The 22,703-nt window shown below is 59.9% G+C and carries 27 protein-coding genes; 17 read left to right on the top strand and 10 right to left on the bottom strand.

The window, feature by feature from the left end; translation table 11 throughout:
* Positions 1–82: 82 nt before the first annotated feature.
* Positions 83–1,294: an alanine transaminase gene (gene alaC / locus ACYZT1_RS18950; RefSeq protein ID WP_462016188.1), complete on the bottom strand. Its 1,212-nt coding sequence runs from the start codon at positions 1,292–1,294 to the stop codon at positions 83–85.
* A 139-nt stretch (positions 1,295–1,433) separates the two neighbouring features.
* Between alaC and ACYZT1_RS18945 the strand changes: the two genes are divergently transcribed.
* Both ACYZT1_RS18945 and ACYZT1_RS18940 read left to right on the top strand, forming a co-directional pair.
* On the top strand, positions 1,434–2,096 hold the full coding sequence (locus ACYZT1_RS18945) for a LysE family translocator (RefSeq protein ID WP_462016187.1): 663 nt from the start codon (positions 1,434–1,436) through the stop codon (positions 2,094–2,096).
* 67 nt (positions 2,097–2,163) lie between these two features.
* The gene (locus ACYZT1_RS18940) at positions 2,164–2,643 is read left to right on the top strand and encodes a GyrI-like domain-containing protein (protein WP_462016186.1); all 480 of its coding nucleotides are present in this window, start codon (positions 2,164–2,166) and stop codon (positions 2,641–2,643) included.
* Positions 2,644–2,752: 109 nt separating this feature from the next.
* Here the strand turns inward: ACYZT1_RS18940 and ACYZT1_RS18935 are convergent, their stop codons facing one another.
* From ACYZT1_RS18935 to ACYZT1_RS18925, 3 genes are read right to left on the bottom strand one after another with little or no spacing between them, the layout of a single operon-like run.
* Positions 2,753–3,802: an alkene reductase gene (locus tag ACYZT1_RS18935; RefSeq protein WP_462016185.1), complete on the bottom strand. Its 1,050-nt coding sequence runs from the start codon at positions 3,800–3,802 to the stop codon at positions 2,753–2,755.
* A gap of 22 nt (positions 3,803–3,824) precedes the next feature.
* Positions 3,825–4,991: an MFS transporter gene (locus tag ACYZT1_RS18930; protein WP_462016184.1), complete on the bottom strand. Its 1,167-nt coding sequence runs from the start codon at positions 4,989–4,991 to the stop codon at positions 3,825–3,827.
* A gap of 3 nt (positions 4,992–4,994) precedes the next feature.
* Complete coding sequence (locus ACYZT1_RS18925) at positions 4,995–5,315, bottom strand: ArsR/SmtB family transcription factor (RefSeq protein ID WP_462016183.1); 321 nt, start codon at positions 5,313–5,315, stop codon at positions 4,995–4,997.
* 156 nt (positions 5,316–5,471) lie between these two features.
* Here ACYZT1_RS18925 and ACYZT1_RS18920 point away from each other — a divergent pair, with 156 nt between their 5' ends.
* The gene (locus tag ACYZT1_RS18920; protein WP_462016182.1) at positions 5,472–6,050 is read left to right on the top strand and encodes an acyl carrier protein phosphodiesterase; all 579 of its coding nucleotides are present in this window, start codon (positions 5,472–5,474) and stop codon (positions 6,048–6,050) included.
* A 40-nt stretch (positions 6,051–6,090) separates the two neighbouring features.
* On the opposite strand, the gene ACYZT1_RS18915 is transcribed toward ACYZT1_RS18920, so the two are convergent.
* Entirely contained in the window at positions 6,091–6,882 is a 792-nt protein-coding gene (locus ACYZT1_RS18915) for a lysophospholipid acyltransferase family protein (RefSeq protein ID WP_462016181.1), read from the bottom strand.
* Positions 6,882–7,637, bottom strand: coding sequence for an L-ornithine N(alpha)-acyltransferase (gene olsB / locus ACYZT1_RS18910; protein ID WP_462016180.1), 756 nt, complete (start codon positions 7,635–7,637; stop codon positions 6,882–6,884). The genes ACYZT1_RS18915 and olsB overlap by 1 nt, the downstream gene beginning before the upstream one ends.
* A 154-nt stretch (positions 7,638–7,791) precedes the next feature.
* On the opposite strand from olsB, the gene ACYZT1_RS18905 reads away from it, so the two are divergent.
* From ACYZT1_RS18905 to ACYZT1_RS18885, 5 genes are all read left to right on the top strand, one after another.
* Positions 7,792–8,679 carry an acyl-CoA dehydrogenase middle domain-containing protein gene (locus ACYZT1_RS18905; RefSeq protein ID WP_462016179.1) on the top strand — a complete coding sequence of 296 codons (888 nt, stop codon included), beginning with the start codon at positions 7,792–7,794 and terminating at the stop codon, positions 8,677–8,679.
* Positions 8,680–8,863: 184 nt separating this feature from the next.
* Positions 8,864–9,958 carry a serine hydrolase domain-containing protein gene (locus ACYZT1_RS18900; protein ID WP_462016178.1) on the top strand — a complete coding sequence of 365 codons (1,095 nt, stop codon included), beginning with the start codon at positions 8,864–8,866 and terminating at the stop codon, positions 9,956–9,958.
* Positions 9,955–10,272 (top strand): amidase, encoded by a 318-nt coding sequence (locus tag ACYZT1_RS18895; RefSeq protein WP_462016177.1) that lies wholly within the window; start codon positions 9,955–9,957, stop codon positions 10,270–10,272. Before ACYZT1_RS18900 ends, ACYZT1_RS18895 begins: the two co-directional genes overlap by 4 nt.
* A 239-nt stretch (positions 10,273–10,511) precedes the next feature.
* Positions 10,512–11,102, top strand: a complete 591-nt coding sequence (locus ACYZT1_RS18890; RefSeq protein ID WP_462016176.1) for a YceI family protein — start codon at positions 10,512–10,514, stop codon at positions 11,100–11,102.
* Between the two features lies 1 nt (position 11,103).
* Positions 11,104–12,261, top strand: coding sequence for a phospholipase D-like domain-containing protein (locus ACYZT1_RS18885; RefSeq protein WP_462016175.1), 1,158 nt, complete (start codon positions 11,104–11,106; stop codon positions 12,259–12,261).
* Positions 12,262–12,488: 227 nt separating this feature from the next.
* Here the strand turns inward: ACYZT1_RS18885 and bglX are convergent, their stop codons facing one another.
* Complete coding sequence (gene bglX, locus ACYZT1_RS18880) at positions 12,489–14,780, bottom strand: beta-glucosidase BglX (protein ID WP_462016174.1); 2,292 nt, start codon at positions 14,778–14,780, stop codon at positions 12,489–12,491.
* A gap of 236 nt (positions 14,781–15,016) precedes the next feature.
* Here bglX and ACYZT1_RS18875 point away from each other — a divergent pair, with 236 nt between their 5' ends.
* The 6 genes from ACYZT1_RS18875 to ACYZT1_RS18850 all read left to right on the top strand — a co-directional run bounded on the left by ACYZT1_RS18875 (position 15,017) and on the right by ACYZT1_RS18850 (position 18,179).
* Positions 15,017–15,625 (top strand): LemA family protein, encoded by a 609-nt coding sequence (locus ACYZT1_RS18875; protein WP_462016173.1) that lies wholly within the window; start codon positions 15,017–15,019, stop codon positions 15,623–15,625.
* Between the two features lie 96 nt (positions 15,626–15,721).
* Positions 15,722–16,471 (top strand): TPM domain-containing protein, encoded by a 750-nt coding sequence (locus ACYZT1_RS18870; protein WP_462016172.1) that lies wholly within the window; start codon positions 15,722–15,724, stop codon positions 16,469–16,471.
* A 28-nt stretch (positions 16,472–16,499) separates the two neighbouring features.
* Positions 16,500–17,117, top strand: coding sequence for a TPM domain-containing protein (locus ACYZT1_RS18865; RefSeq protein ID WP_462016171.1), 618 nt, complete (start codon positions 16,500–16,502; stop codon positions 17,115–17,117).
* 131 nt (positions 17,118–17,248) lie between these two features.
* Complete coding sequence (locus ACYZT1_RS18860; RefSeq protein ID WP_462016170.1) at positions 17,249–17,548, top strand: helix-turn-helix domain-containing protein; 300 nt, start codon at positions 17,249–17,251, stop codon at positions 17,546–17,548.
* On the top strand, positions 17,535–17,891 hold the full coding sequence (locus ACYZT1_RS18855) for a putative holin (protein ID WP_462016169.1): 357 nt from the start codon (positions 17,535–17,537) through the stop codon (positions 17,889–17,891). The genes ACYZT1_RS18860 and ACYZT1_RS18855 overlap by 14 nt, the downstream gene beginning before the upstream one ends.
* Positions 17,892–18,179 (top strand): phage holin family protein, encoded by a 288-nt coding sequence (locus tag ACYZT1_RS18850; protein ID WP_462016168.1) that lies wholly within the window; start codon positions 17,892–17,894, stop codon positions 18,177–18,179.
* Positions 18,180–18,199: 20 nt separating this feature from the next.
* Here ACYZT1_RS18850 and ACYZT1_RS18845 read toward each other — a convergent pair whose 3' ends face one another.
* A complete protein-coding gene (locus tag ACYZT1_RS18845; protein ID WP_462016167.1) occupies positions 18,200–18,625 on the bottom strand; it encodes a helix-turn-helix domain-containing protein in 426 nt (141 codons plus the stop codon).
* A gap of 299 nt (positions 18,626–18,924) precedes the next feature.
* Here ACYZT1_RS18845 and ACYZT1_RS18840 point away from each other — a divergent pair, with 299 nt between their 5' ends.
* The 3 genes from ACYZT1_RS18840 to ACYZT1_RS18830 all read left to right on the top strand — a co-directional run bounded on the left by ACYZT1_RS18840 (position 18,925) and on the right by ACYZT1_RS18830 (position 20,911).
* Entirely contained in the window at positions 18,925–19,203 is a 279-nt protein-coding gene (locus tag ACYZT1_RS18840) for an Ogr/Delta-like zinc finger protein (RefSeq protein ID WP_462016166.1), read from the top strand.
* A 1-nt stretch (position 19,204) separates the two neighbouring features.
* On the top strand, positions 19,205–19,576 hold the full coding sequence (locus ACYZT1_RS18835) for a hypothetical protein (protein WP_462016164.1): 372 nt from the start codon (positions 19,205–19,207) through the stop codon (positions 19,574–19,576).
* A 120-nt stretch (positions 19,577–19,696) separates the two neighbouring features.
* The gene (locus ACYZT1_RS18830; RefSeq protein ID WP_462016163.1) at positions 19,697–20,911 is read left to right on the top strand and encodes a class I SAM-dependent methyltransferase; all 1,215 of its coding nucleotides are present in this window, start codon (positions 19,697–19,699) and stop codon (positions 20,909–20,911) included.
* Between the two features lie 59 nt (positions 20,912–20,970).
* On the opposite strand, the gene ACYZT1_RS18825 is transcribed toward ACYZT1_RS18830, so the two are convergent.
* Both ACYZT1_RS18825 and ACYZT1_RS18820 read right to left on the bottom strand, forming a co-directional pair.
* Positions 20,971–21,696 carry a 4'-phosphopantetheinyl transferase family protein gene (locus ACYZT1_RS18825; protein ID WP_462016162.1) on the bottom strand — a complete coding sequence of 242 codons (726 nt, stop codon included), beginning with the start codon at positions 21,694–21,696 and terminating at the stop codon, positions 20,971–20,973.
* A gap of 106 nt (positions 21,697–21,802) precedes the next feature.
* Positions 21,803–22,594, bottom strand: a complete 792-nt coding sequence (locus ACYZT1_RS18820; protein WP_462016161.1) for a dienelactone hydrolase family protein — start codon at positions 22,592–22,594, stop codon at positions 21,803–21,805.
* Positions 22,595–22,703 lie beyond the last annotated feature (109 nt).

The raw sequence follows: 22,703 nt of genomic DNA, 5'->3' as shown, positions 1-22,703 counted from the left end.
ACTGACTAGCCTTCAACATCTTCGTTGAATGTTAAGCCCTCATCGCGAGCAGGCTCACTCCCACAGTGTCATATGCAGGGCGTCAGGATTTGTTGACCAACCCGTCCGCCCGAAACATCCCGCGAATCCCGCGCACGGCCTGACGGATCCGGTCCTGGTTTTCGATCAGCGCGAAGCGCACATGATCGTCCCCGTACTCACCAAACCCCACCCCGGGCGACACGCAGACCTTGGCATCGGCCAGCAGCTTCTTGGCGAACTCCAGCGAGCCCAGGTGCGCATAAGCGTGGGGAATCTTCGCCCAGACATACATCGAGGCTTTCGGGTTTTCGACCATCCAGCCCAGTTCGTGCAAGCCTTTGACCATCACGTTGCGCCGTTGCCGATACTGTTCGGCGATGTCCTTGACGCATTGCTGATCGCCTTCCAGCGCGGCAATCGCTGCGACTTGCAGCGGGGTGAAGGAGCCGTAATCGTGATAACTCTTGATCCGCGCCAGGGCGTTGACCAGTTCCGGGTTGCCGACCATGAAGCCGATGCGCCAGCCCGCCATGTTGTAGCTCTTGGACAGGGTGAAAAATTCCACCGCGATGTCCTTCGCCCCCGGCACCTGCATGATCGATGGCGCTTTCCAGCCGTCATAAACGATGTCGGCATACGCCAGGTCATGCACCACCAGCACGTCGTATTGCTTGGCGAGCGCGATCACCCGCTCGAAGAAATCCAGCTCGACACACTGCGCGGTCGGGTTGGACGGGAAGCCGAGAATCATCATTTTCGGTTTCGGGATTGACCCGCGAATCGCGCGCTCCAGCTCGTCGAAAAAGTCCACACCGGGAATCAGCGGCACCGAGCGCACCTGCGCGCCGGCAATCACCGCACCGTAGATGTGGATTGGATAACTGGGGTTGGGCACCAGCACGGTGTCGCCCTGGTCGAGCGTCGCCAGCATCAAATGCGCCAGGCCTTCCTTGGAACCAATGGTGACGATGGCTTCGTTTTCCGGGTCGATGTCGACCTCGTAACGCTGCTTGTACCAGTTGGAAATCGCCCGGCGCAGGCGCGGAATGCCTTTGGATGTGGAGTAACCGTGGGTGTCTTCGCGTTGGGCGACCGTCACCAGTTTCTCGACGATGTGCGGCGGAGTAGGGCCATCGGGATTGCCCATGCTCAAGTCGATGATGTCTTCGCCACGGCGTCGCGCGGCCATCTTCAGCTCGGCGGTAATGTTGAAAACGTACGGGGGGAGTCGATCTATGCGCGCAAAGCGGCGCGGCGAACCTTGTTCGGCCATTGTTGCCTCGGGTAACGTAAGCGCCCGGAACCGTCCGAGCGACGCTGGCCACTGCGGTGGCCTGTGGCGGAATGTAAGGGCAGCTGTGGCAGACTGTCCAGCTTCTCTGTAAACAAATTTGTCCGAAGGATGGGCGTTGATGGAATTTACCAGTGGCTTCCTGTTGAGCCTTTCGTTGTGCCTGGATATTGGAGTGGCCAATATCGCGATGATCACGCTGGCGATGCAACGCGGCTATTTTCAGGGTTTTGCCCTGGGACTGGGCACGTGTGTCGGCGACTTGATTTACGCCGTGCTGGCGCTGGCCGGCATGACCGTGCTGCTGCAATACGAAACCGTGCGCTGGGTGCTATGGATCGGCGGTTCGGCGCTGCTGATCTACTTCGCAGCGAAAATGATCTACGCAGCGATTCACCACGAGGCGCTGTTGGCGCAGACCGCCGAGGTCGGAAACAACTCCCACCGCAAAGAATTTTTCCGGGGAATATTTCTGGCGATGTCTTCACCCAGCGCGATTCTGTGGTTCGCGGCGGTCGGTGGTACGTTGATCGCGCGATCCGGTGCCGCAGGGCCTGTCAGCTCGGCGTGGTTTCTCAGCGGCTTCTTTGTCGCCGGTTTGCTGTGGAGTGCAGGACTCTGCTTCGCCGCGAGCCACGGCGGCAAGTTGCTGGGCGACAAGCTGCTGCGCTACTCCTACATGGCATCGGCGGCGATCTTCTGCTATTTCGCGGTCTACGTGATCCTTTCCGGTTATCACGAATTCATCGGGTCCGGTGCCGTCGAGCAGTTGCATAGCCTGTGATTGGGCGAAACAGGATTGGCTTCTATACTGCCAGCCGTACCCACTTTTCTGATTGAGGAGTTGCGTCATGGGTGAGATAACGCAGGCAGAACCGCGCATCGAACACGGCCATTTCCTGCTGATCGCTGGATACGGTGGGCGTTTTACCGCAGAGACCACTCAGGCGATTCCTGATCTGTGGGAGAAATTCATTCCAGAGATCGGCAGTATTCCTGGGCAAAAAAGCGAAGTGACCTACGGCATCTGTTGCAATCCGGATGGCCAGGGTGGTTTTGAGTACATCGCTGGCATCGAAATCGACAAGCTCGACAATTTGCCGGAAAAATTTCGCTGGGTCGAAGTGCAACCGCAGCAATACGCGGTGTTCGAGCACAAGGGGTCGCTGAAAACCCTGCCCGAGACGTTTCAGTACATCTGGAAAACCTGGCTCCCGCAATCCGGCCGCGAAGCCGCCGACGCGCCGGAGTTCGAGCGTTACAGCGAGGATTTCAATCCAAGGCTCGGCACCGGTGTGCTGGAGATCTGGGTGCCGCTCAAGACACAATAAGCCCCGGTAACTGATGTGCCGGCCAATCACGAAGCCGTCGTGAGAATCAGCACACCTTGTCTAAAAAAACCCGGATCTTTCGATACGGGTTTTTTTTATTTCAGTGAAGTTACATCACTGGGTAATCGATGTAACCGACCGGTCCTTTGGCATAAAACAACTCGGGACGCGGCTCGTTCAGCGCAGCATCGGCCTTCAGGCGAGCGGGCAGGTCCGGGTTGGCGATAAACGGCACACCGAAGGCGACTGCGTCGGCCTTGCCGCTGGCCAGCCATGCGTTGGCGCTGTCTTTGGTGAAACGTTCGTTGGCAATGTACGGACCGCCGAACGCTTCCTTCAGTTGTGGACCGAGGCTGTCGCCTGCTTCTTTTTCCCGCGAGCAGATGAAGGCGATGCCACGTTTGCCCAGTTCGCGGGCGACGTAGGTGAAGGTCTCGGCCAGGTTGTCGTCGCCCATGTCATGGGAGTCGGCGCGCGGTGCCAGGTGCACCCCCACACGGCCAGCGCCCCAGACTTCGATCGCTGCGTCAGTCACTTCGAGCAACAGGCGCGCACGGTTTTCCAGAGAGCCGCCGTAGTGGTCGGTGCGCTGGTTGGTGCTGCTTTGCAGGAACTGGTCGAGCAGGTAACCGTTGGCGCCGTGGATTTCCACACCGTCGAAACCGGCCGCCTTGGCATTCTCGGCGCCGGTGCGGTAGGCGTCGATGATGTCGGCGATTTCAGCGGTTTCCAGCGCACGTGGCGTCGGGTAGTCGGCCAATGGACGCACCAGGCTGACGTGGCCTTTTGGCTGGATGGCGCTCGGGGCGACCGGTGCTTCACCGTTCAGGTACGACTCGTGGGAGATGCGGCCGACGTGCCACAACTGCAGGAAAATCTTGCCGCCCGCGCCGTGGATCGCTTTGGTCACATTGGCCCAGCCACGCACCTGGTCGTTGGACCAGATACCCGGAGTGTCCGGGTAGCCGACGCCCATTGGCGTGACCGACGTGGCCTCGCTGAGGATCAGGCCGGCGGAGGCGCGCTGAACGTAATATTCGGCCATCAGCGCGTTTGGCACCCGGCCTTCGTCGGCGCGGCAGCGGGTCAGCGGGGCCATGATGATGCGGTTGGCCAGTTCGATGTCGCCGAGTTTGATGGGGTCAAAAATAGTCGTCATGAAATAACTCTCTCTTTTGAAGTTAATGATTAGCGGGGGCCAGTTCGGGCGTGCCGCCCTGGCGGAAAGTAATCAGCGTCACCAGCAGGGCGAGTACCGCCAGCGCGGCCGCCGCAAGAGGAACGCTGGTCAGGCCGAAGCCGTGGGCAATGACGCTGCCGCCCACCCAGGCACCGAGGGCATTACCGACGTTGAACGCGCCGATGTTCAGGGTCGACACCAGGTTTGGTGCCGCCTTGCCGTAAGTCACGACGTTGATTTGCAGCGCTGGCACCGCAGCGAACGAAGCGGTCGCCCAGAGGAACAGGGTGATCTCGGTCGGGATCAGCGCGACGCTGGTCCAGGTCAGCGCGGTGGAGACCACAGCCATCGAAATGAAGACGCCGATCAAGGTCGCAGCCAAGCGTTTATCCGCCAGTTTGCCGCCAATGATGTTGCCGACGGTCAGGCCCAGACCGATCAGGAGCAGGGTCCAGGTGACGCCTCTTGGCGAGACACCGGTAACATCGCCCAGCAGCGGGGCGACGTAGGTGAACAGGGTGAACATCGACGCGGAAAACAACGCCGTCATGCTCAATGACAGCCAGATACCGGCGCCCTTCAGCGCGCGCAACTCGGCGCGCATGTCGAGTTTTTCCTCGTCCCGTTTGGCCGGCAGGAAGCGGATCAGGCCGATCAGGGCGATCACGCCGATGACGGTCACGGCCCAGAAGGTCGAGCGCCAGCCCGCTTGCTGACCGAGTGCGGTGCCCAGGGGCACGCCGAGCACGTTGGCCAGGGTCAGGCCGGTGAACATCAGAGCCACGGCGGAGGCGCGTTTGTTGGCCGGGACCAGACCTGCCGCCACCACCGAACCGATGCCGAAGAAGGCGCCGTGGCACAGGGCGGTCACTACCCGGGCAAACATCAGCACGTTGTAGTCACTGGCTACCGCGCACAGCAGGTTGCCGATAATGAAGATCACCATCAACGCTACCAACGCGGCCTTGCGCGGCAGGCGGGCAGTGGCCAGTGCCATGAACGGGGCGCCGATGGCCACGCCCAGTGCATATCCGGTCACCAGCCAGCCGGCGCCGGGGATCGACACACCGAGATCGGCCGCCACTTCGGGCAACAGGCCCATGATGACAAACTCGGTGGTGCCGATGGCAAAAGCGCTCAAGGCCAGAATGAGTAGCGAGAGGGGCATTGATCAATTCCTTGTCGGAGCGCTGAGCTCCTTGACGATGGCGTCGAGGGCTGCCTGAATCACGTCCTCGTTGCGTCTGAAAAAGTGCCATTGACCGGCTTTCTGGCTGCTGATCAAACCCGCCCGTTGCAAGGTCGCCAAATGCGCAGACACGGTCGACTGCGACAGGCCGCAGCGTTGATCGATCTGTCCGGCGCAGATGCCGTACTCATGGTTGTGGATTTGCTCGGGGAACTGGGTCCTGGGGTCTTTCAGCCAGATGAGGATGTCTCGGCGTACTGGGTGTGCCAGCGCTTTTATTATTTCGTCGAGGTCGATGGTCATGGGTTTGGGCTCGTGATGAGTAAAACGCTATATCGCGATGAAGCGAACTTTAAATCGTTACTTCGCGATACACCAATATGATTTTGCTCTGATGACTGCATAAATCGGTATATCGGGTTATAACGATGCGTGCGCGGCAGTGCTAAGCTGCGCGGCATGAACTATCTCGCACATCTTCACCTCGGTGGCCAGCGCCCCGGTCAATGGCTCGGCAGCCTGTATGGCGATTTCGTCAAGGGACGGCTGCAGGGGCAATTCGATCCGGAGATCGAAGCGGCCATCCAGTTACATCGCAGCATCGACGTGTTCACCGACCGCCATCCCTTGGTCGATGTCGCGTTGTCACGGTTCATCGTCACTCGCCGACGTTATGCCGGGATTGTGCTCGACGTGTTTTTCGACCATTGCCTGGCGCGGGACTGGACGCTGTACGCCGATCAGCCGCTGCAGCAGTTCACTTCGCGTGTATACCGGGTGCTGTCGGCCGAGCCGCGATTGCCGGAGCGCCTGGCGAAGATTGCGCCGCACATGGTGGCCAATGACTGGTTAGGTTCGTACCGCGAGTTCGAAGTGCTGGAGCAAGTGATTAGAGGGATTTCCCGGCGCCTGACACGGCCGGAGGAGTTGGCGGGGGCGATGCAGGAGTTGCGGGGTTTGTATGAGCCATTGAGCGAGGATTTCCGTTTGTTCTATCCGCGGGTGCAGGATTTTGCGCAGAACTATCCAGCGACTTGAATCACCTGTGGGCAAGCCCGCCCCCACAGGAGATGTGTGTTTAGGCCGCGATCGCGGGACGCATCGGGATCGGGTGCGCTTCAGGAATCGCCCCAAACAATGCGCTCTGCACCGCCTGCTGCGCTTCAAACGCCAGCGCCGCACGTTCCCGGCCTTCGCAGGCAATCGGCTTGAGCAAGTGGATCTCCACCTCGCCCCGGTCATTGGCGAACAACCGCATCAGGTGCGAAAGCAAGTCATCCTCACCAATGAACGGCGCCAGCGTATCGATTTCGCCGTCACGCAGGTAACGAATCGCCACCGGCTGCAACGGCACTTCGGAGTCAATCGCCGCTGACAGCAGGCGACCATGGAAGGTGCGCAGCGAACGGCCATCGGTGGTGGTGCCTTCCGGGAACATCAGCAGCGGGTGATCCTGCTGCAGATGACGGGTCATTTGCTTGCGAATCAACTGGCTGTCGCCCGAGCCGCGACGGATAAACAGACTGCCAGCCTTGGCCGCCAGCCAGCCCGCCACCGGCCAGGTGCGCACTTCGGCTTTGGACAGAAACGACATCGGCGTGAGCATGCCCAGCAACGGGATGTCGGTCCACGAAACGTGATTGCTGACCCAGAGCATCGGCGCCTTCGGCAACTCGCCATGCACCGTCATGCGAAAGGGCAGGGCATTGGCCAGTCGCGCCATGAAAAACCGCGACCAGCGCTGCCGGCGCACCATCGAATGGGCAATGCCCAACCGCTCGAACAGGCCAAACACGCTGGCCATGCTCAAGCCCAGCGTCACCACCACCAGCACTCGCGCAATTCGCGCGTACACCCGCAAGCGGCTCATCACACGGCCGCCTTGAAATGGCGGGCGTAGCGCGGGCAGAGTTCGTCGCGTTTGAGCAGGATGAACACGTCGGCCACCTGAAAATCTTCGTCCCAGCACGGCTCGCCGCAGATCTTCGCGCCGAGGCGCATGTAGGCCTTGAGCAGCGGCGGCATTTCAGCGATGACGTTGGAGGGGATATCCAGAACCGGCAGCGGTTTTTTCGGTTCGGCGCGCAGGTGTTCAGTGCACAGATAGCGTTCGCGCAAACGCTGCATGATTGCGTGGGCCTGAATGCCGCCGTCCTGCATCGGAATGCTCGCGCAGCCCATCAGGTAGCTGTAGCCGCCCTGATTGAGGACTTCAGCCAGTTCACCCCAGAGCACGGCGATGGTGCCGCCGTTGCGGTAAGCCGGATCGACGCAGGTGCGACCGATTTCCAGGATCGGCCCTTGCAGATGCACCAAGCCGTGCAGGCTGAATTCTTCTTCGCTGTAGAACCTGCCCAGGCTGCTTGCCGCGGTGTGGTCGAGCAAACGCGTGGTCGCCACCAGACGCCCGGTGTTCAAATCACGTACGCCGATGTGGGCGCAGTGAACATCATAGTCATCCATGTCCAGACCCAGCTCTGCGCCTTTCAGTTTGGCGTTGAATTCGCCGCTGAACACGTTGAAGCGCAAAGCCTGGGCTTCCTGCAAGGCCTTGGCGCCCACCAGTCGTTCGGCTTGCAGGCGGCGTTCAGTGCCGGTGTCGCTGATGCGGGCGATCTGAGTCATTGCGTCTCTCCGTGCGGGCTGCTCACCCGTCTTGGTTAACAGCCGATCCACTTTCTTTATGCAGCCGTGTTGTGCAAAGTCAGGCTATGTAGCCCCGGTGTCATCGCCATGAAGCTTTGGTGATGCTTATATGACAGCCCACGAGGAGCCTCTGATGCCTTGGCAAACCCTGTTGAATCGCCGCGATCGCCTGCCCGCCGACCCGAACCTGGGCGACGGCTTTGCGACCCTGTTGCAGCATCTGGGCACGGTGACGCCGTTCGAGCTGGCGGTGCTTGGCGGACGTTTGATGGCAACGCCGGGGCTTGCGTTTCTGGTGGGGTATCAGGCGGCATTGCGCATGCTCTGGCCGAGCGCGCCGCATAGCCTGGGCGCGTTGTGTGCCACGGAGCAACGCAGCCTGCGCGTAGCCGACATGCAGACCCGGTTGAGCGGATTACGCCTGAGCGGGCGCAAGGATTTCGTCACCGCCGGCGACGCGGCCGACTGGTTGCTGATTGCCGCTCGCTGCGAGTCAGCGGGTGAACGCGCGCGTTTGAGCCTGGCGGTGGTCTATCCCGACGAACCGGGCGTGCGAGTGGAAAAACTGCCGCCGATCCCGCTGATGCCGGACATCAGCCACGGTCGGCTGGTGCTGGACGATGCCCAGTGCGAGCTGCTGGCCGGGGATGGTTGGGATGCCTACGTCAAACCGTTTCGCACCCTTGAAGATGTGTATGTGCTGAGCGCGATGACCGCGTGGCTGTATGGCGTCGGGCAGGCGTGCGACTGGTCGCAGACCTTGCAATTGCGCTTGCTGGCGCTGTTGGCCGGCTGCGCGGAAGCGAGCCGGCAAGCGCCGAGTAATCTTGCAGGGCATGTGTTGCTAGGCGGCTTGTTCGCGCAGTTTGACGGGCTCAGGGCCGAGGTCGGCCTGGCGATGACCAATGGGCCGCAGCAATGGGCGGTGATGTGGCAGCGTGATCAGGCGGTGATGGATCTGGCGGCGGGCGCGCGGGGCAAGCGGTTGGCCAAGGCACTGGCAGGATTTTCGCTGGATTGACGGGCCCCTTCGCGGGCAAGCCCAGCTCCCACAGGTTCATCGGTGCTGCTGACCAATCCCCGGCACGACGCAGAACCTGTGGGAGCGAGGCTTGCCCGCGAAGGCGGACTGACTGGCACCAAAAACCCCGGAACTGTCATCAACCTCGATTAGGCTCAGCAGGTCTGTCCATCGAGCCCCCACCATGTTCAAAGGCTTGTCTTTGTTCCTTATCCTGTTGATCAGCGTCCCGGCCATCGCTGAAACCTGGCCCGGCGAGCAATGGTCATCCGGCCCGGGCGTCACCGGTCCCGACCTGCAAGCCCTGGAAAACTACGCCTTCCCACCCCGCGACGACGTCACTCGTCGAGGCATCCGCACCGATGCCTTGCTGGTGATCCGCGACGGTCAATTGATCTACGAACGCTACACCGCTCCGACCCACGCGCAGACGCCTCACCTGACCTGGTCCATCAGCAAAAGCCTGCTGGCGACCCTTCTCGGGGTGGCCTGGGGCGAGGGCCTGTTCAAACTGGACGACCCGGCGTTGAAGTATTATCCGCCGCTGCAAAAGCACCCGGCCATCAGCATGGCCGACCTGCTGCACTGGGCCTCCGGGCTGGACTGGCAAGAGGATTACGAGTACGCACCGTTGAAGTCCTCGGTGGTCGCCATGCTCTACACCCGCGGCCGGCAAGACATGGCGGCGTTCACCGCGGATCACACCGGGTACGCCAGGCCCGGTCAGGCCTTCCGCTATTCCAGCGGCGACACCAACCTGTTGTCCGCTGCACTGAAAAACATCGTCGGGCCTGCGCGCTATGCGGACTATCCGTGGACCGCGCTGTTCGAGCCACTGGGCATCCGCGACGCCGTTTGGGAAAGCGACGCCAGCGGCACGTTCGTTGGCTCGTCATACGCATACCTGACCGCGCGCGATCTGGCGCGAATCGGTTTGTTGATGGCGCGCGAGGGTCGCTGGCGCGATCGACAATTGCTGCCTGGAGACTGGGTAGCGTTCAACCGCGCGCCGTTCGCCGGTTATAAAGCGAATCAGGACGAAGCGGTTCCCGGCGGCCACTGGTGGCTCAATCGCTCGACAACCAGCGGCGCAAAACCCTGGCCAGATGCCCCCGCCGACACCTTTGCTGCCTTAGGTCATTGGGGGCAGGCAATGTACGTGATGCCCGGCGAAAAGCTGGTTATTGTGCGCTACGGCGATGATCGCGATGGCACGTATCGACACAATGAGCTGCTCAAATTCGCGCTGAAAGCCTTCGCCGGCAGGGTGCAACCATGAACCGTTTCCTTCGCCGACCGTTCACTACGCTCGGGCTGATCATGATCGCTTTTTTCGGCTGGATCTGGCACGAGCGTGTGGCGCTCTGGGCGTTCCCCGACATCATCAGCGCCTACACCGCGAAGGAATATTGTTCGTGCCGCTATGTGATGAACAACGACGCGGATTATTGCCGCGGTTACGTGAAGCAATGGCTGCCCACCAGCGGGTTTACCGATGACACCGCGAGCAAACGCATCACCGCCAGCGGCATGGGCCGCAGCAACAGCGCCAGCTGGATCAGCCCACGCCAAGGCTGCCGACTGGATCCTTGAATACGCACGGCAAGCACGCTTCTGTGGCGAGGGGATTTATCCCCGTTGCTTTGCGAAGCAGTGCCAAAACCTGCGACGGTATTATTTCTCACTAACCGAGGCGGCTGATTTTGCGACTGCTGCGCAGCCGAACGGGGGCAAGCCCCCTCGCCACAGTGGTCGGGTGTCAGTGATGACAGTTTGCATCTGGCACGCGGGCGGTTAAGGTTCGTGCACGTTTATTTTCAACACGGGTCTTTATGCTCAACCGCTCTCTTGGCAACACCCTCGCATGCCTGCTATTGGCTGGCACCTCGCTGTCGGCCCAGGCCAATTGGTACCTCGACGGCGAATCCTCGCGGCTGTCGTTCGTCAGCACTAAAAATGCCCACATCTCTGAAGTGAATCGCTTTCTGGTGCTGCACGGCAAAGTCAGCCCCAAAGGCGTGGCCGAGGTGGAAGTCGAGCTCGAATCGGTCAACAGCGGTGTGCCGCTGCGCGACGAACGTATGCGCAAGGAACTGTTCGAGATCCAGAATTTCCCCGAGGCGGTGATCACGACGCAGATCGATCTGCGCCCGATCAACGACCTCGCGCCTGGCGCACAACTCGAATTGCGCCTGCCGGTGACTGTCAAACTTCACGGCAAAACCCACGAATACAACGCCGAGTTGCTGGCAACACGCCTCGATGATCGCCGCTTTCAAGTGGTCACCCTTGAGCCGCTGGTGATCAACGCCGCCGATTTCGACCTGGCGCCAGGTCTGGAAAATCTGCGCAAGGTTGCCGGTTTGTCAGCGATCAGTTTGTCGGTGCCGGTGGGTGCGGTGCTGATTTTCACGGCGCGCTGACATGTCCGGGGCGATTTTCCCTTGGCGTGAAGGCAACCGGTTTGAGTTGCTGGTCGACGGTCCGCAGTTTTTCCCGCGCATGCTGCTGGCGATCGCTCGCGCCCAGGAGCAGGTCGAACTGGAACTGTATCTGGTCGAGGCGGGCGCCTGCGCCGATGCGATGGTTCTGGCACTGGTGCAAGCGGCCGAACGCGGCGTGCGCGTGCGTTGTCTGTTCGATGATTACGGCAGCCTCGCCTTCACCCCTGCCTTGCGCCAGCGACTGACGGCGGCGGGTGTCGAGTTGCGTTTTTACAATCGCCTGAACTGGCGCCGCTGGGTTGGCAATCTGTATCGCGATCATCGCAAGTTGTTGCTCGTGGATCAGTGTCTGGCGGTAGTCGGCGGCACGGGCGTCACCGACGAATTCTGGACGCCCGGCGAGGACATCAGTGAATGGCATGAAGTCATGGTGGAAATCAGCGGCCCGCTGGTGATCGACTGGCAATTGCTGTTCGACCGGCAGTGGATCGCCAACCGCCATCGGCGGGCCTGGAAGCCCACCGCCAATTTCGGCTTGCCGCGCCTGCCCCGGGTGCCGGCCAAGGGCGAAGGCATGGGGCGGGTCGCCTATGCCGACGCCCGTCAGCATCGCGATATCCTGCAATCGCTGGTTCGTGCATTGAACAGCGGCCAGCAGCGCATCTGGCTGGCCACGCCGTATTTCCTGCCGACCTGGAAAGTCCGCCGTTCGTTACGTCGCGCCGCCGCGCGTGGCATCGACGTGCGCCTGCTGCTTACCGGACCACGCACCGATCATCCGTCGGTGCGCTACGCCGGCCATCGCTATTACCCGCGACTGCTCAAGGCCGGGGTGAGGATCTACGAGTACCAGCCGTGTTTCCTGCACCTGAAAATGGTCCTGATCGACGACTGGGTCAGCATCGGTTCGTGCAATTTCGATCACTGGAATCTGCGCTTCAATCTGGAGGCCAACCTCGAAGCACTGGACGCCGGCTTGACCCAGGCAGTGGCAGCGAGTTTCGACAAGGATTTTGCGCTCAGCCAGGAAATCAGCCTCGAAGCCTGGCAGCGCCGGCCGCTGTGGCGACGGGTCAAGCAGCGGGTGTGGGGATGGGTGGATAGGTTGGTGGTGAATCTGCTGGATCGGCGGGGGTAGTTGGTACACTGCCGACCACTGTGGGAGCGAGCTTGCTCGCGATGGCGAAGGAACAGCCCAACACAGATGTTGGACCTTAAGGCCTCATCGCGAGCAAGCTCGCACACAAGGATTGTGGGCTGATCACCCTGTTGTATTTCAGCCCGAAACCTGTGGGAGCTAGCCTGCTAGCGATGGCGGTGTAACAGTCACCATGGAATTTCCCACAGGTTTTGGCGGTTGAATAATTACAACAACTCGAAACTCTGCTGCGTCACATCCTGCGAATCGAGGCCGATCTGCACGTTGAACTTGCCCGGCTCTGCCGCGTACTTGAGCTGCGCATTGAAGAACTTCAGGTCATCCTCGGTGATGGTGAAGTGCACAACTTTCCGTTCGCCGGCCTTGAGCATGACTTTCTGGAAATTCTTCAGTTCCTTGACCGGGCGAATTATCGATCCGGTTACATCCTGAATGTACAACTGCACCACAGCCTCGCCGTCACGCTTGCCGGTGTTCTCGAGCATGACGCTGGCATCGAGTTTGCCGGTCTTGTTCAGCGTGGTCGACGACAACGCCATGTCGGTCAGGCTGAAACGGGTGTAGCTCAAGCCAAAACCGAACGGAAACAGCGGCCCGGTGGTGTCATCGAAATATTGCGAGGTGTAGTTGCCCGGTTTGCCCGGCGTAAACGGCCGGCCAATGCTCAGGTGATTGTAGTAAGTCGGGATCTGCCCCACCGAACGCGGGAAGGTGATCGGCAGTTTGCCCGACGGGTTGTAGTCGCCGAACAGCACGTCGGCGATCGCATTGCCGCCTTCGGTGCCGCTGAACCAGGTTTCCAGAATCGCGTCCGCCTGCTCCGTCTCTTCGAGAATTGACAGCGGGCGGCCGTTCATCAGCACCAGCACCAGCGGTTTGCCGGTGGTTTTCAACGCTTTGATCAGATCGCGCTGACTGGCCGGAATGTTCAGGTCGGTTCGGCTCGACGATTCATGGGACATGCCACGGGATTCGCCGACGGCAGCCACGATCACATCCGCATCCTTCGCGGCGTTGACCGCTTCGTCGATCAACACCTGCGCCGAGCGCGGATCATCGACTACTTCCGGTGCGTCGAAGTTGAGGAAGTTCAGGTAATCGAGCACTTTCTTGTCGCTGGTGATGTTGGCGCCGCGGGCGTAGATCAGCGTCGATTGATCGCCGAGCGCGCGGGTCATGCCGTCGAACAACGTGACTGACTGCGCCGGACGGCCTGCGGCTGCCCAGCTGCCCATCATGTCGATCGGTGCTTTGGCCAGAGGACCGACCAAAGCAATTTTTGCGGTTTTCTTCAGCGGCAGGGTTTCGCCCTGATTCTTCAGCAATACCAGGCTGCGGCGCGCGACATCGCGGGCCTCGGCGCGGTGCAGGCGACTGTCGGCGTAAGTGTCGGCCGGGTCATCTTCAGCCTTGCCGATGCGCAGGTACGGGTCTTTGAACAAGCCCATGTCGTACTTGGCGCCGAGCACGGCACGCACGGCGTTGTCGATGTCGCTTTGCTGGATCTCGCCGGCCTTCAGCAGCCCCGGCAGTTCCTTGCCGTAAAGCGTGTCGTTCATGCTCATGTGGATGCCGGCCTTGATCGCCAGCTTCGCGGCTTCGCGACCGTCGCGGGCGACGCCGTGTTTGATCAGCTCGAAAATCGCCCCGTGGTCGCTGACTGCCAGACCTTTGAAGCCCCATTCCGTGCGCAGCAGATCGTTCATCAGCCAGGTGTCGGCCGTGGCCGGCATGCCGTTGATCGAGTTCAGCGCGACCATCACGCCGCCCGCGCCGGCGTCGATCGCCGCGCGATACGGTGGCAGGTAGTCCTGGTGCATTTTGACCGGGCTCATGTCGACCACGTTGTAGTCGCGACCGCCCTCGACCGCGCCGTACAAGGCAAAGTGTTTGACGCTGGCCATGATGCTGTCGGCCGCGTTCGCGCCAGCACCCTGGAAGGCTTTGACCATCACGCCGGCAATGCGCGAAACAAGGTAGGTGTCTTCACCGAAACCTTCCGAGGTGCGCCCCCAGCGCGGGTCGCGGGACACGTCGACCATCGGCGCAAAGGTAAGATCGAGGCCGTCTGCGGCAGCTTCCTTGGCGGCGACGCGCCCGGACAGACCGATCGCGTCCATGTCCCAGCTCGACGCGAGGGCAATCGGGATCGGGAAAATCGTGCGGTGACCGTGGATCACGTCGTAGGCGAAGAACATCGGGATCTTCAGCCGGCTGCGCATGGCCGCGTCCTGCATCGGACGGTTTTCCGGGCGCGTGATCGAGTTGAACGTGCCACCGATGTTGCCTGCGGCGATTTCCTTGCGGATCAGCTCGCGCGGCATTTCCGGGGCGATGCTGATCAGGCGCAATTGGCCGATTTTTTCATCGAGGGTCATTTGCTCCATCAGGTTGCTGACGAAGGCGTCCTTGTTTTCCAGATGAGCGGGCGTCGTAGCGGCCAATACGGTATGACTGGCCAGGCTGACGAACAGGCCCAGCAAACACAGCTTCTTCATGAATGGTTTTCTCTAAAGCCTAAACGGCAGGAATGAAACACCGGTCAGCCAAAATGTAGGGAGCGACTATTGTTGTTCAGGTAAATGCAGCACACTTCCAGCGCTTTAACGCTGGGGGCATCTTTTAGCCCATTGGCACGATGCAATCCAGTGGCGGTCGTAGATTATGCCCCAAGAGCGGGTGCAAAGTTCGCAGGTTGTTTTTTCAACGCAATGAGCAAGGGAGCATCAACCACATGAATGTACGACAACACTATCGATCGAGCCTTCAAGTCGCAGCCTTGATGTTACTGACCACGTTGCTGGCCGGTTGCGGCATCAACACGATTCCGACCCTGGACGAACAGGCCAAAGCAGCCTGGGGCCAGGTGCAAAACCAGTATCAGCGTCGCGCCGACCTGATCCCCAACCTGGTGGAAACTGTCAAGGGCTATGCCCAGCACGAGCAGGAAACCCTGACCGCAGTCATCGAAGCGCGGGCCAAGGCGACCTCGATTCAGGTGGACGCCAGCACACTGGATAATCCGGAAAAGCTTAAACAATTCCAGCAGGCCCAGGATCAGCTGAGCGGTGCCCTGAGTCGTTTGATGGTGGTGTCCGAGCGGTATCCGGACCTGAAAGCCAACCAGAATTTCCTCGCCTTGCAGTCGCAACTTGAAGGCACGGAAAACCGTATCGCCGTGGCGCGCCGCGATTTCATTCTGGCGGTGCAGCAATACAACACCGAATTGCGCACGTTCCCGGGCCGCTTGTGGCACAGCGTGATGTACAGCGATCTGCAGGCTCGCGCGACCTTCGAGGCGACCAGCCCGGAAGCTGAAAAAGCCCCTGAAGTGAAGTTCTAAAACAGCAGCTGCAAGCTGCAAGCGGCGGGCTGCAAGTCTCGGCGAGCTTGCAGCTTGAGGCTTGGAGCTTGCCGCTGCTCGCTTGCGAGGTTGTCTATGCGTGTGTTGAAAATGGGCCTGGTGTTGTTGTTCTGGGTGTTTGCGGTGTCGGCGCAGGCCGAGCTGAAGTTTCCGCAGCTGACGGGGCGAGTCGTCGACAACGCCCAAATGATCGAGCCCACGGTGCGCGAGCAGCTGAATCAGCAACTCAGCGCCCATGAAAAAGCGACGGGCGAACAACTGGTCGTGGTCACGCTGGCGGATTTACAGGGCGCCGACATTGCCGATTTCGGTTATCAGCTCGGGCGCCACTGGGGAATCGGCCAGAAAGACAAGAACAACGGCGCATTGCTGATTGTCGCCCGCGATGATCGCAAGCTGCGCATCGAAGTCGGTTATGGCCTGGAAGACCGTCTGACCGATGCGCAGAGTTCGGTGATCATCAATCAGGTGATCACCCCCGCGTTCAAGACCGGTAATTTCAGCAAGGGCATCAGCGATGGCGTCGCGGCGATGCTGGTGGTGCTGGGCGGCAATCCGCTGGATGAGCCGTCGACCATTTACGGAACGCGCGGTGATCAGGGCGAATTCCTCTCGCAGCATCCGGGTGTATTCGTCTTTCTGGTGATGCTGTTCATCCTTGTCGTATTCGTCTGTCAGATGCTCGGCATTCTGCCCAGCGGCGGGGGCGGTCGTGGCGGTTCGGGTGGTGGCTTTGGCGGTGGCGGTTTTGGCGGCGGTGGGGACGGTGGCTTCGGCGGCGGCGGAGGCAGTTTCGGGGGCGGCGGTTCGTCGGGCGGCTGGTGATCACAACATTGAACAGGCAATCGTAACCATGGCTTTACTCACTGAACAGGAACAACGCAAGGTCGCCGAGGCGATCGCCCGGGTCGAGCGCGACACCGACGCCGAACTGGTGACCGTGCTCGCGGCCCGCGCCGACAACTACGCGTACATCCCGCTGCTGTGGGCCAGCTTGCTGGCGCTGGTGGTGCCGGGCGTCGTGCACTACCTGAGTGGCTGGCTGACCCTGCACACTTTGCTGATGGTGCAATGGGGCACGTTCATCGTGCTCTGCCTGCTGTTTAAAATCCCCAGCATCACCACTCACCTGGTCCCGCGTTCGGTGCGTCACTGGCGGGCGTCAAACCTGGCCCGGCGACAGTTTCTGGAGCAGAACCTGCACCACACCGTGGGCAGTACCGGCATCCTGATTTTCGTCTCCGAGGCTGAGCGTTATGTGGAAATTCTGGTGGACCAGGGGATCTCCACGCGGCTGGACAACGCGCATTGGGACGCAATTGTCGCGGCGTTTACCGAGCAAGTGAAACAGGGCCAGACCGTGCAGGGGTTTGTGACGTGCGTCGAAGCGTGTGGTGAGTTGCTGAAAATGCACGTACCGGTGACGCACGTCAGAAATGAATTGCCGAATCGATTGGTGGTGCTGCGCTGAGAAGTCGGCCCTTGATGTACCGCTGCGCCCTACAAATCCCGCTCGTTGTTTGAGCGCCGGCTTGTCTCCAAGATCTCTTTCCATTAACCAACGCCCGACCACGGGCGTTCCGGCCTGGAGGGAGTTTTGTCATGTCAACGAATCAACCGCTCAATCCTTTTGGGGGTGTCCCGCACGATAACGAAAAGTCGGTGCCCGCCCAATTGACTGCCAAAGAGACGCAAACCCTGCTGTGGTGCTGGAAGGGTAAAACCTCTTGGGAGATCGCAAGAATTCAGAATTGCTCGGAATCCACGGTCAACTTTCACTTCTCCAACATCCGCCGCAAGTTCGCTGTCAATTCACGCAGTGCCGCCTTGCTCAAGGCCATTGAACTGGGCGTCATCGATGTCGGCGGGTACAACGGCGGAGGTCGGCATGAGCATGACTGACTCGGTCTCGAACACCATTGGTGGGCTGCTGTTGGGGCTGGGAATCGGCACGTTACCGGCCATCGATGGAGAAGCGTTGTTCGGTGCGGCGCTCGGTGCGTGGCTGGTGACCACCACGCGCGCAAATTTCAAGGCATGGCAACGAATGGGCTCTTTATTGCTGTCAGCAGGTGTGGGCTATCTGTTCACGCCTGTCGCGTTGCCCATGGCACCTTTTCTGACTGAGGGCGTGACGGCGTTTCTCTGCGCGCTGGTTGTCATCCCTATCAGCATAAAGCTGATGCAATGGATCGATGGTGCCGGAATTGCTGACATCGTTCGGCACCTGCGGGGGCGACAGTAAATGGTGACGGCGACGGCGATGATGGGGCTTATCGTAATGACAGGCATTGCGCATTTACTGAGTGCGTTCAGGCTGGCCTGTTATCACCGCAACGAAGAGCAATATAGCTGGCGAGGCGGCCTCATCAACAGTTTATTTGGCAGCCTGTTTTGCCTTGCCGGCATGGACGTTCTTCTAAAAGGTGTACCAGTGAGCCCGTGGCACACAGCCGTGAGCGTTCTGGCTTGCACGCTGATCTTTCGCTGCGGTGGGAACCTCAGGGTGCTGTGGTATGTGTTGAGGCAGTGAAACGCGAGTGGCTGTTTGGTTTACATGTCATTACCGCGCTGAAGTGCCGAAAGTGCAGAAGACATTGCGGCCAGTTTGAGTTCCAGGTCCCGCAGTCGCCGTTTTTCTTCCAGTGCGCATTGGATGGCGTGACGGTCGTCATCGTTGAGCAACCGCCACAGGGCAAGGATCGTGTTCTCCTGCAGTGTAGTTTCTTGACTGCGCTCTGCGAGATCGCCCGCTGCAGGACGCAACATCGGTCCTTCACCGAGCAGTAACCAGTCCAGTGAGATGCCATGGGTATGAGCAAAATCTACGCATAATGAGTACGGTGTGCTGCCACGGCCCTTCCAGCTGCTCAGCGTCTGAGGACTGATCTTCAGTGCTAGAGACAAAGATGCGTCAGTCGTTGCGCCTGTTGCGAGCTTGAGGCGAGCCAGAACGGCCTGTGATTTTTTGCTACGCAATTTGAGCCTCTTCCTTTTGACACATGCTTTTTGAGTATTTAACGTATGCGATATGAGTTTGTTTTGTCTTGTCAGTAATCAAACTTCAACTTTGGATTAGAAGAATACGATGACGAAACTTCCTAATGGTATCAGTGCAATTTCCTACAAGCTTGACGTGTACTCAATCCGCGACTGCCGATTCAATTCCTTATATCTGGCAGACGTTATTCGCATGACCGGACCGGAGCGATCAGTGCTTCAAGCAGTACTTCGTTTGATCAAGTTGATTACGACCATATGACTACTGGGAGTCAAGCATGAGTACCTACAAAATGGTGTGCCCGCATTGTTTGAGCCGTATGCGGATCCGGACCAGCGAGGGCCGTCATATTTTTTTGCGGGTTGCGTATTTGCAATGCACCTCGGAAGCCTGCGGATGGTCGGTTCGGGCCGAGTTCGAAATGACCCATGAACTGTCGCCCAGCGGAATGCCCAACCCGGCGGTGCGTTTGCCGTTCGCCGGACCTGATTTGCGTAGTGCCGCCCGGCCGGTTGCGGTCAGCACGTCGTCTACAGACACGCAACCGGAGGCCTGAAATGACAGCAGGCGATGATTACTTTGAAATGAATGGGGACCTGCTGGACATCGCTCAAGCGTTCCTCACTCGCCATGAAACCGACGGGTTGCTGGATGATCAGATACTGTTCTGCCGAACCGTCAAGCATTTGCAAAATATGGATGTGCCGCTGCATCTGGCTGAAAAACTGGTCAGCCACGCCTATGGGATTCTCAAGTCCAGCCACGACCGCCGGCGCCTGGATGTCGCCGCCAGTTCGGAGACGATCGCGGTGGTGACTGATCCCGCCAATGGCCTGACATGGGCGGTGCCAGTGGGGTTGATTGTCAAATACGTCATCAATTCACCCAATAATCGCAAGCTGCGGTTGGTTGAGACGGGACGCTCGTGAGTGTTATCCAGGTCCCGGGCGCCGATACCAGGACCTGTTAAAAATAACGCCGTGCCCATCGTCCCCATCTCCCTTAAAATGACGGCCATTCCTGACTCGTATCGCCCAAGGCCGTTTTTCATGTCCATCACCGTCAAACCTGCCAGCCTCGTGCCGGATCATCACGCCCGGTTTATCGCCCTGCTGCAAAGCGGTCTCGACGCCAATGCATTCATCAAACTCGTGCTGGCCAGGTACGTCGGCACAGAGCCCGACCTGCAGCGTTTGATCATCAAGCAAACGACGGTGAAGGATCAGCCCTGCCTGTCCTTCGTCTACCGCTACAAGACCCGCGACATCACCAAGAACCTCCCGCTCACCGAGGGAGTGGCGACCATCGCCGCGCTGTTGCCAGCCGCTTTCAAGAATGCACACTTGCTGACTTTGACCGACGAAGCCCAGCTCGAATACAGCAAAAAAGGCAAGGCTTCGTTGTTCAAGAGCAAACCGCAGCAACTGCGTGAAGTCCCGTCCGCTGAGCACAACCGCGAAAAACACCGTTTCCTCGACCTGAGCCGGCCATTCCTCGCCGACCTGGGCGTGAGCAACAGCAGGCACGAGCTGATCCCGGCGATGTCGCGCAAGTGGAAGCAGATCAACAAGTTCATCGAAGTCTTCAGCCACGCCCTGACCACTTCGCCGCTGGCGCTGGACAAACCGGTGCGGGTCGCGGATTTTGGCTCGGGCAAGGGTTACCTGACGTTCGCGATTCACGACTATTTGCGCAATACGCTCAACGCCGAAGCAGAAGTTACCGGTGTCGAATTGCGTGAGGACATGGTGACATTGTGTAACGCGGCTGCAGCAAAACTCGAACACCCGGGGCTGGTGTTCAAATGCGGTGACGTGCGTAGCGTCGCGCCGAGCGAGCTGGACGTGATGATCGCACTGCACGCCTGCGACATCGCCACCGACTACGCGATTCACACCGGTATTCGCTCCGGCGCGTCGATCATCATGTGCTCGCCGTGCTGCCACAAGCAGATCCGCTTGCAAATCCAGAGCCCGGCGCTGCTCAAACCGATGCTGCAATACGGTCTGCATCTGGGCCAGCAGGCAGAAATGGTCACCGACAGTTTGCGCGCGCTGTTTCTCGAGGCATGCGGTTACGAAACCAAAGTGTTTGAGTTCATCTCGCTGGATCACACCAACAAGAACAAAATGATCCTGGCGGTCAAGCGCGCCGAACCCGGAGACCGAGCGCAATTGTTGGCGAAAATCCAGGAGTTGAAGGATTTCTACCAAATCCGTGAACACTGCCTCGAAACTTTGTTACGCGCTGACGGCTACCTCTGACCGTAGAAGCAAAGCTTGCTCGCGAAGAACGATAACGCGATTGTCCTGCTACCTGACCTTCAAGCCTTGACGCCAACCAGGCTCAATAGCTGCCCATCCATCACGGCGAATTGCGCATCGAGTTCAGTGCCGTTGCGCCATTCACTGGACAGGTCGGTGAGCAGCCGCAGTCGCACTTCGCCGCGCTCGTTCCATTCCAGCACTTCGGCGTGTTCGAAATAGAAGCGCTGGCGAACGATCGGATACAGCGCCTTGAACAGGCTTTCCTTCACTGAAAACGTCAGAGTCACCCGCAGCGCCGCTTGATCCCGCGGGCCGGCGGCCATGCGTTGCAATTCCGCTGGCGTAAGAATTTCACCGGCCAGGCGTTCTGCCCGCTCCGGTTCCAGCAGGTTTTCCAGGTCCATCCCGAGACCGCGCCAATCACGTTTGCGCGCGACGATCGCCGCAGCGCGGCCGCTGCTGTGGGTGATGGAACCACTGATATGCGCCGGCCAGACCGGGGCGCGGTCTTCACCGATGGCGGGGGTGAAGTCGAGCCCGTCCAGCGCCAGCAACGCGGCACGGGCACACACGCGCCCGGCAAGAAATTCGGCCTGACGCTTGGCGACCGAACGCTGGATGCTCGCAGGCGGCTCGATGGCGCTACGCTGGAAATCATCGGCAGCGAGGTGTGAGGCTTCGAAACGGGTACTCAGCAATACCGTATCGGCCAGCGCAAAAGGCAGCAGCCAACGGGCATCGAGCGGGGTGCAGCAGACAGGGAGGGCAGGGGCGGGATTCATGACGGGCATTTTGCCGGGTTGTCTTCGGGCTGGGTAGTCCTGGCGTCAGACCGCAGGGCGGCCACTCGCGAGACTGCTCGCGAAAGCCGCGCCCCGGTTGACCCTGTCAACCAAAGATTTTCTTGAAGAACGCCTGCATGTCCGCCCAGGATTTTTCATCCGCAGCCTTGCTGTAACCAATGTCCGGCCCGCCATGATCACCGTGACCCAGGCGATCCGCATCGGGATTACTGAAGCCATGCCTGGCCCCTTCCAGACTGACGAACTGGTAATCGGCCCCGGCCTTGTCCATTTCCGCCTTGAACGCTGCGACGTTCTGCGCCGTCACCATGCTGTCCTGTGCGCCATGCTCGACGAGGATTTTCGCTTTGACGCTGCCCGGTGTCGCCGGCGTTTTGGTCACCAGCGAACCGTGGAAGCTCACCACACCTGCCAGAGGTAATCCTTGACGCGCCGCGTTCAACACCACGCCACCGCCGAAGCAATAACCGATCGCGGCGATTTTATCCGGATCGGTCTGTGCCTGTTTCTTCAACAGGTCGAGCCCGGCCTGAAAGCGTGCGCTGGCTGCCGCACTGTCTTTCAATGCGGCCTGCATGAACGCCATGGCGTCCTTGGGGTGTTCGGTGTTTTTTCCGTCGCCATACATATCGATGGCCAGAGCGCTGTAGCCAAGACCGGCGAGATCACGGGCGCGCCGCTTGGTGTAATCGTTCAGCCCCCACCATTCATGCACCACCACAACGCCCGGACGCGGGCCTTTTATCGCGTCGTCATAGGCGTAGTAACCAATCAATTTGGTGCCGTCGGCGCCTTGGTAAGGGATTTCCCCGGTTTTGATGGCTGCCTGGGTCAGCCCGCTCAGGGCTACCAGGCAAAGGGTCAGCAACACACGCATGATCGAATCTCCAGAAGTCGTCAAAACAGCCTAGTCGATTTGCGTCAGCTGTGGTTCGGCGTGTGTTCAGGCACAGTTCAGGCATCGCTGCGTAATGTTGCGCCAACGT

This window comes from Pseudomonas sp. PB3P13 (assembly GCF_054897735.1).
This window is presented reverse-complemented; position numbering and strand designations above follow the sequence as displayed.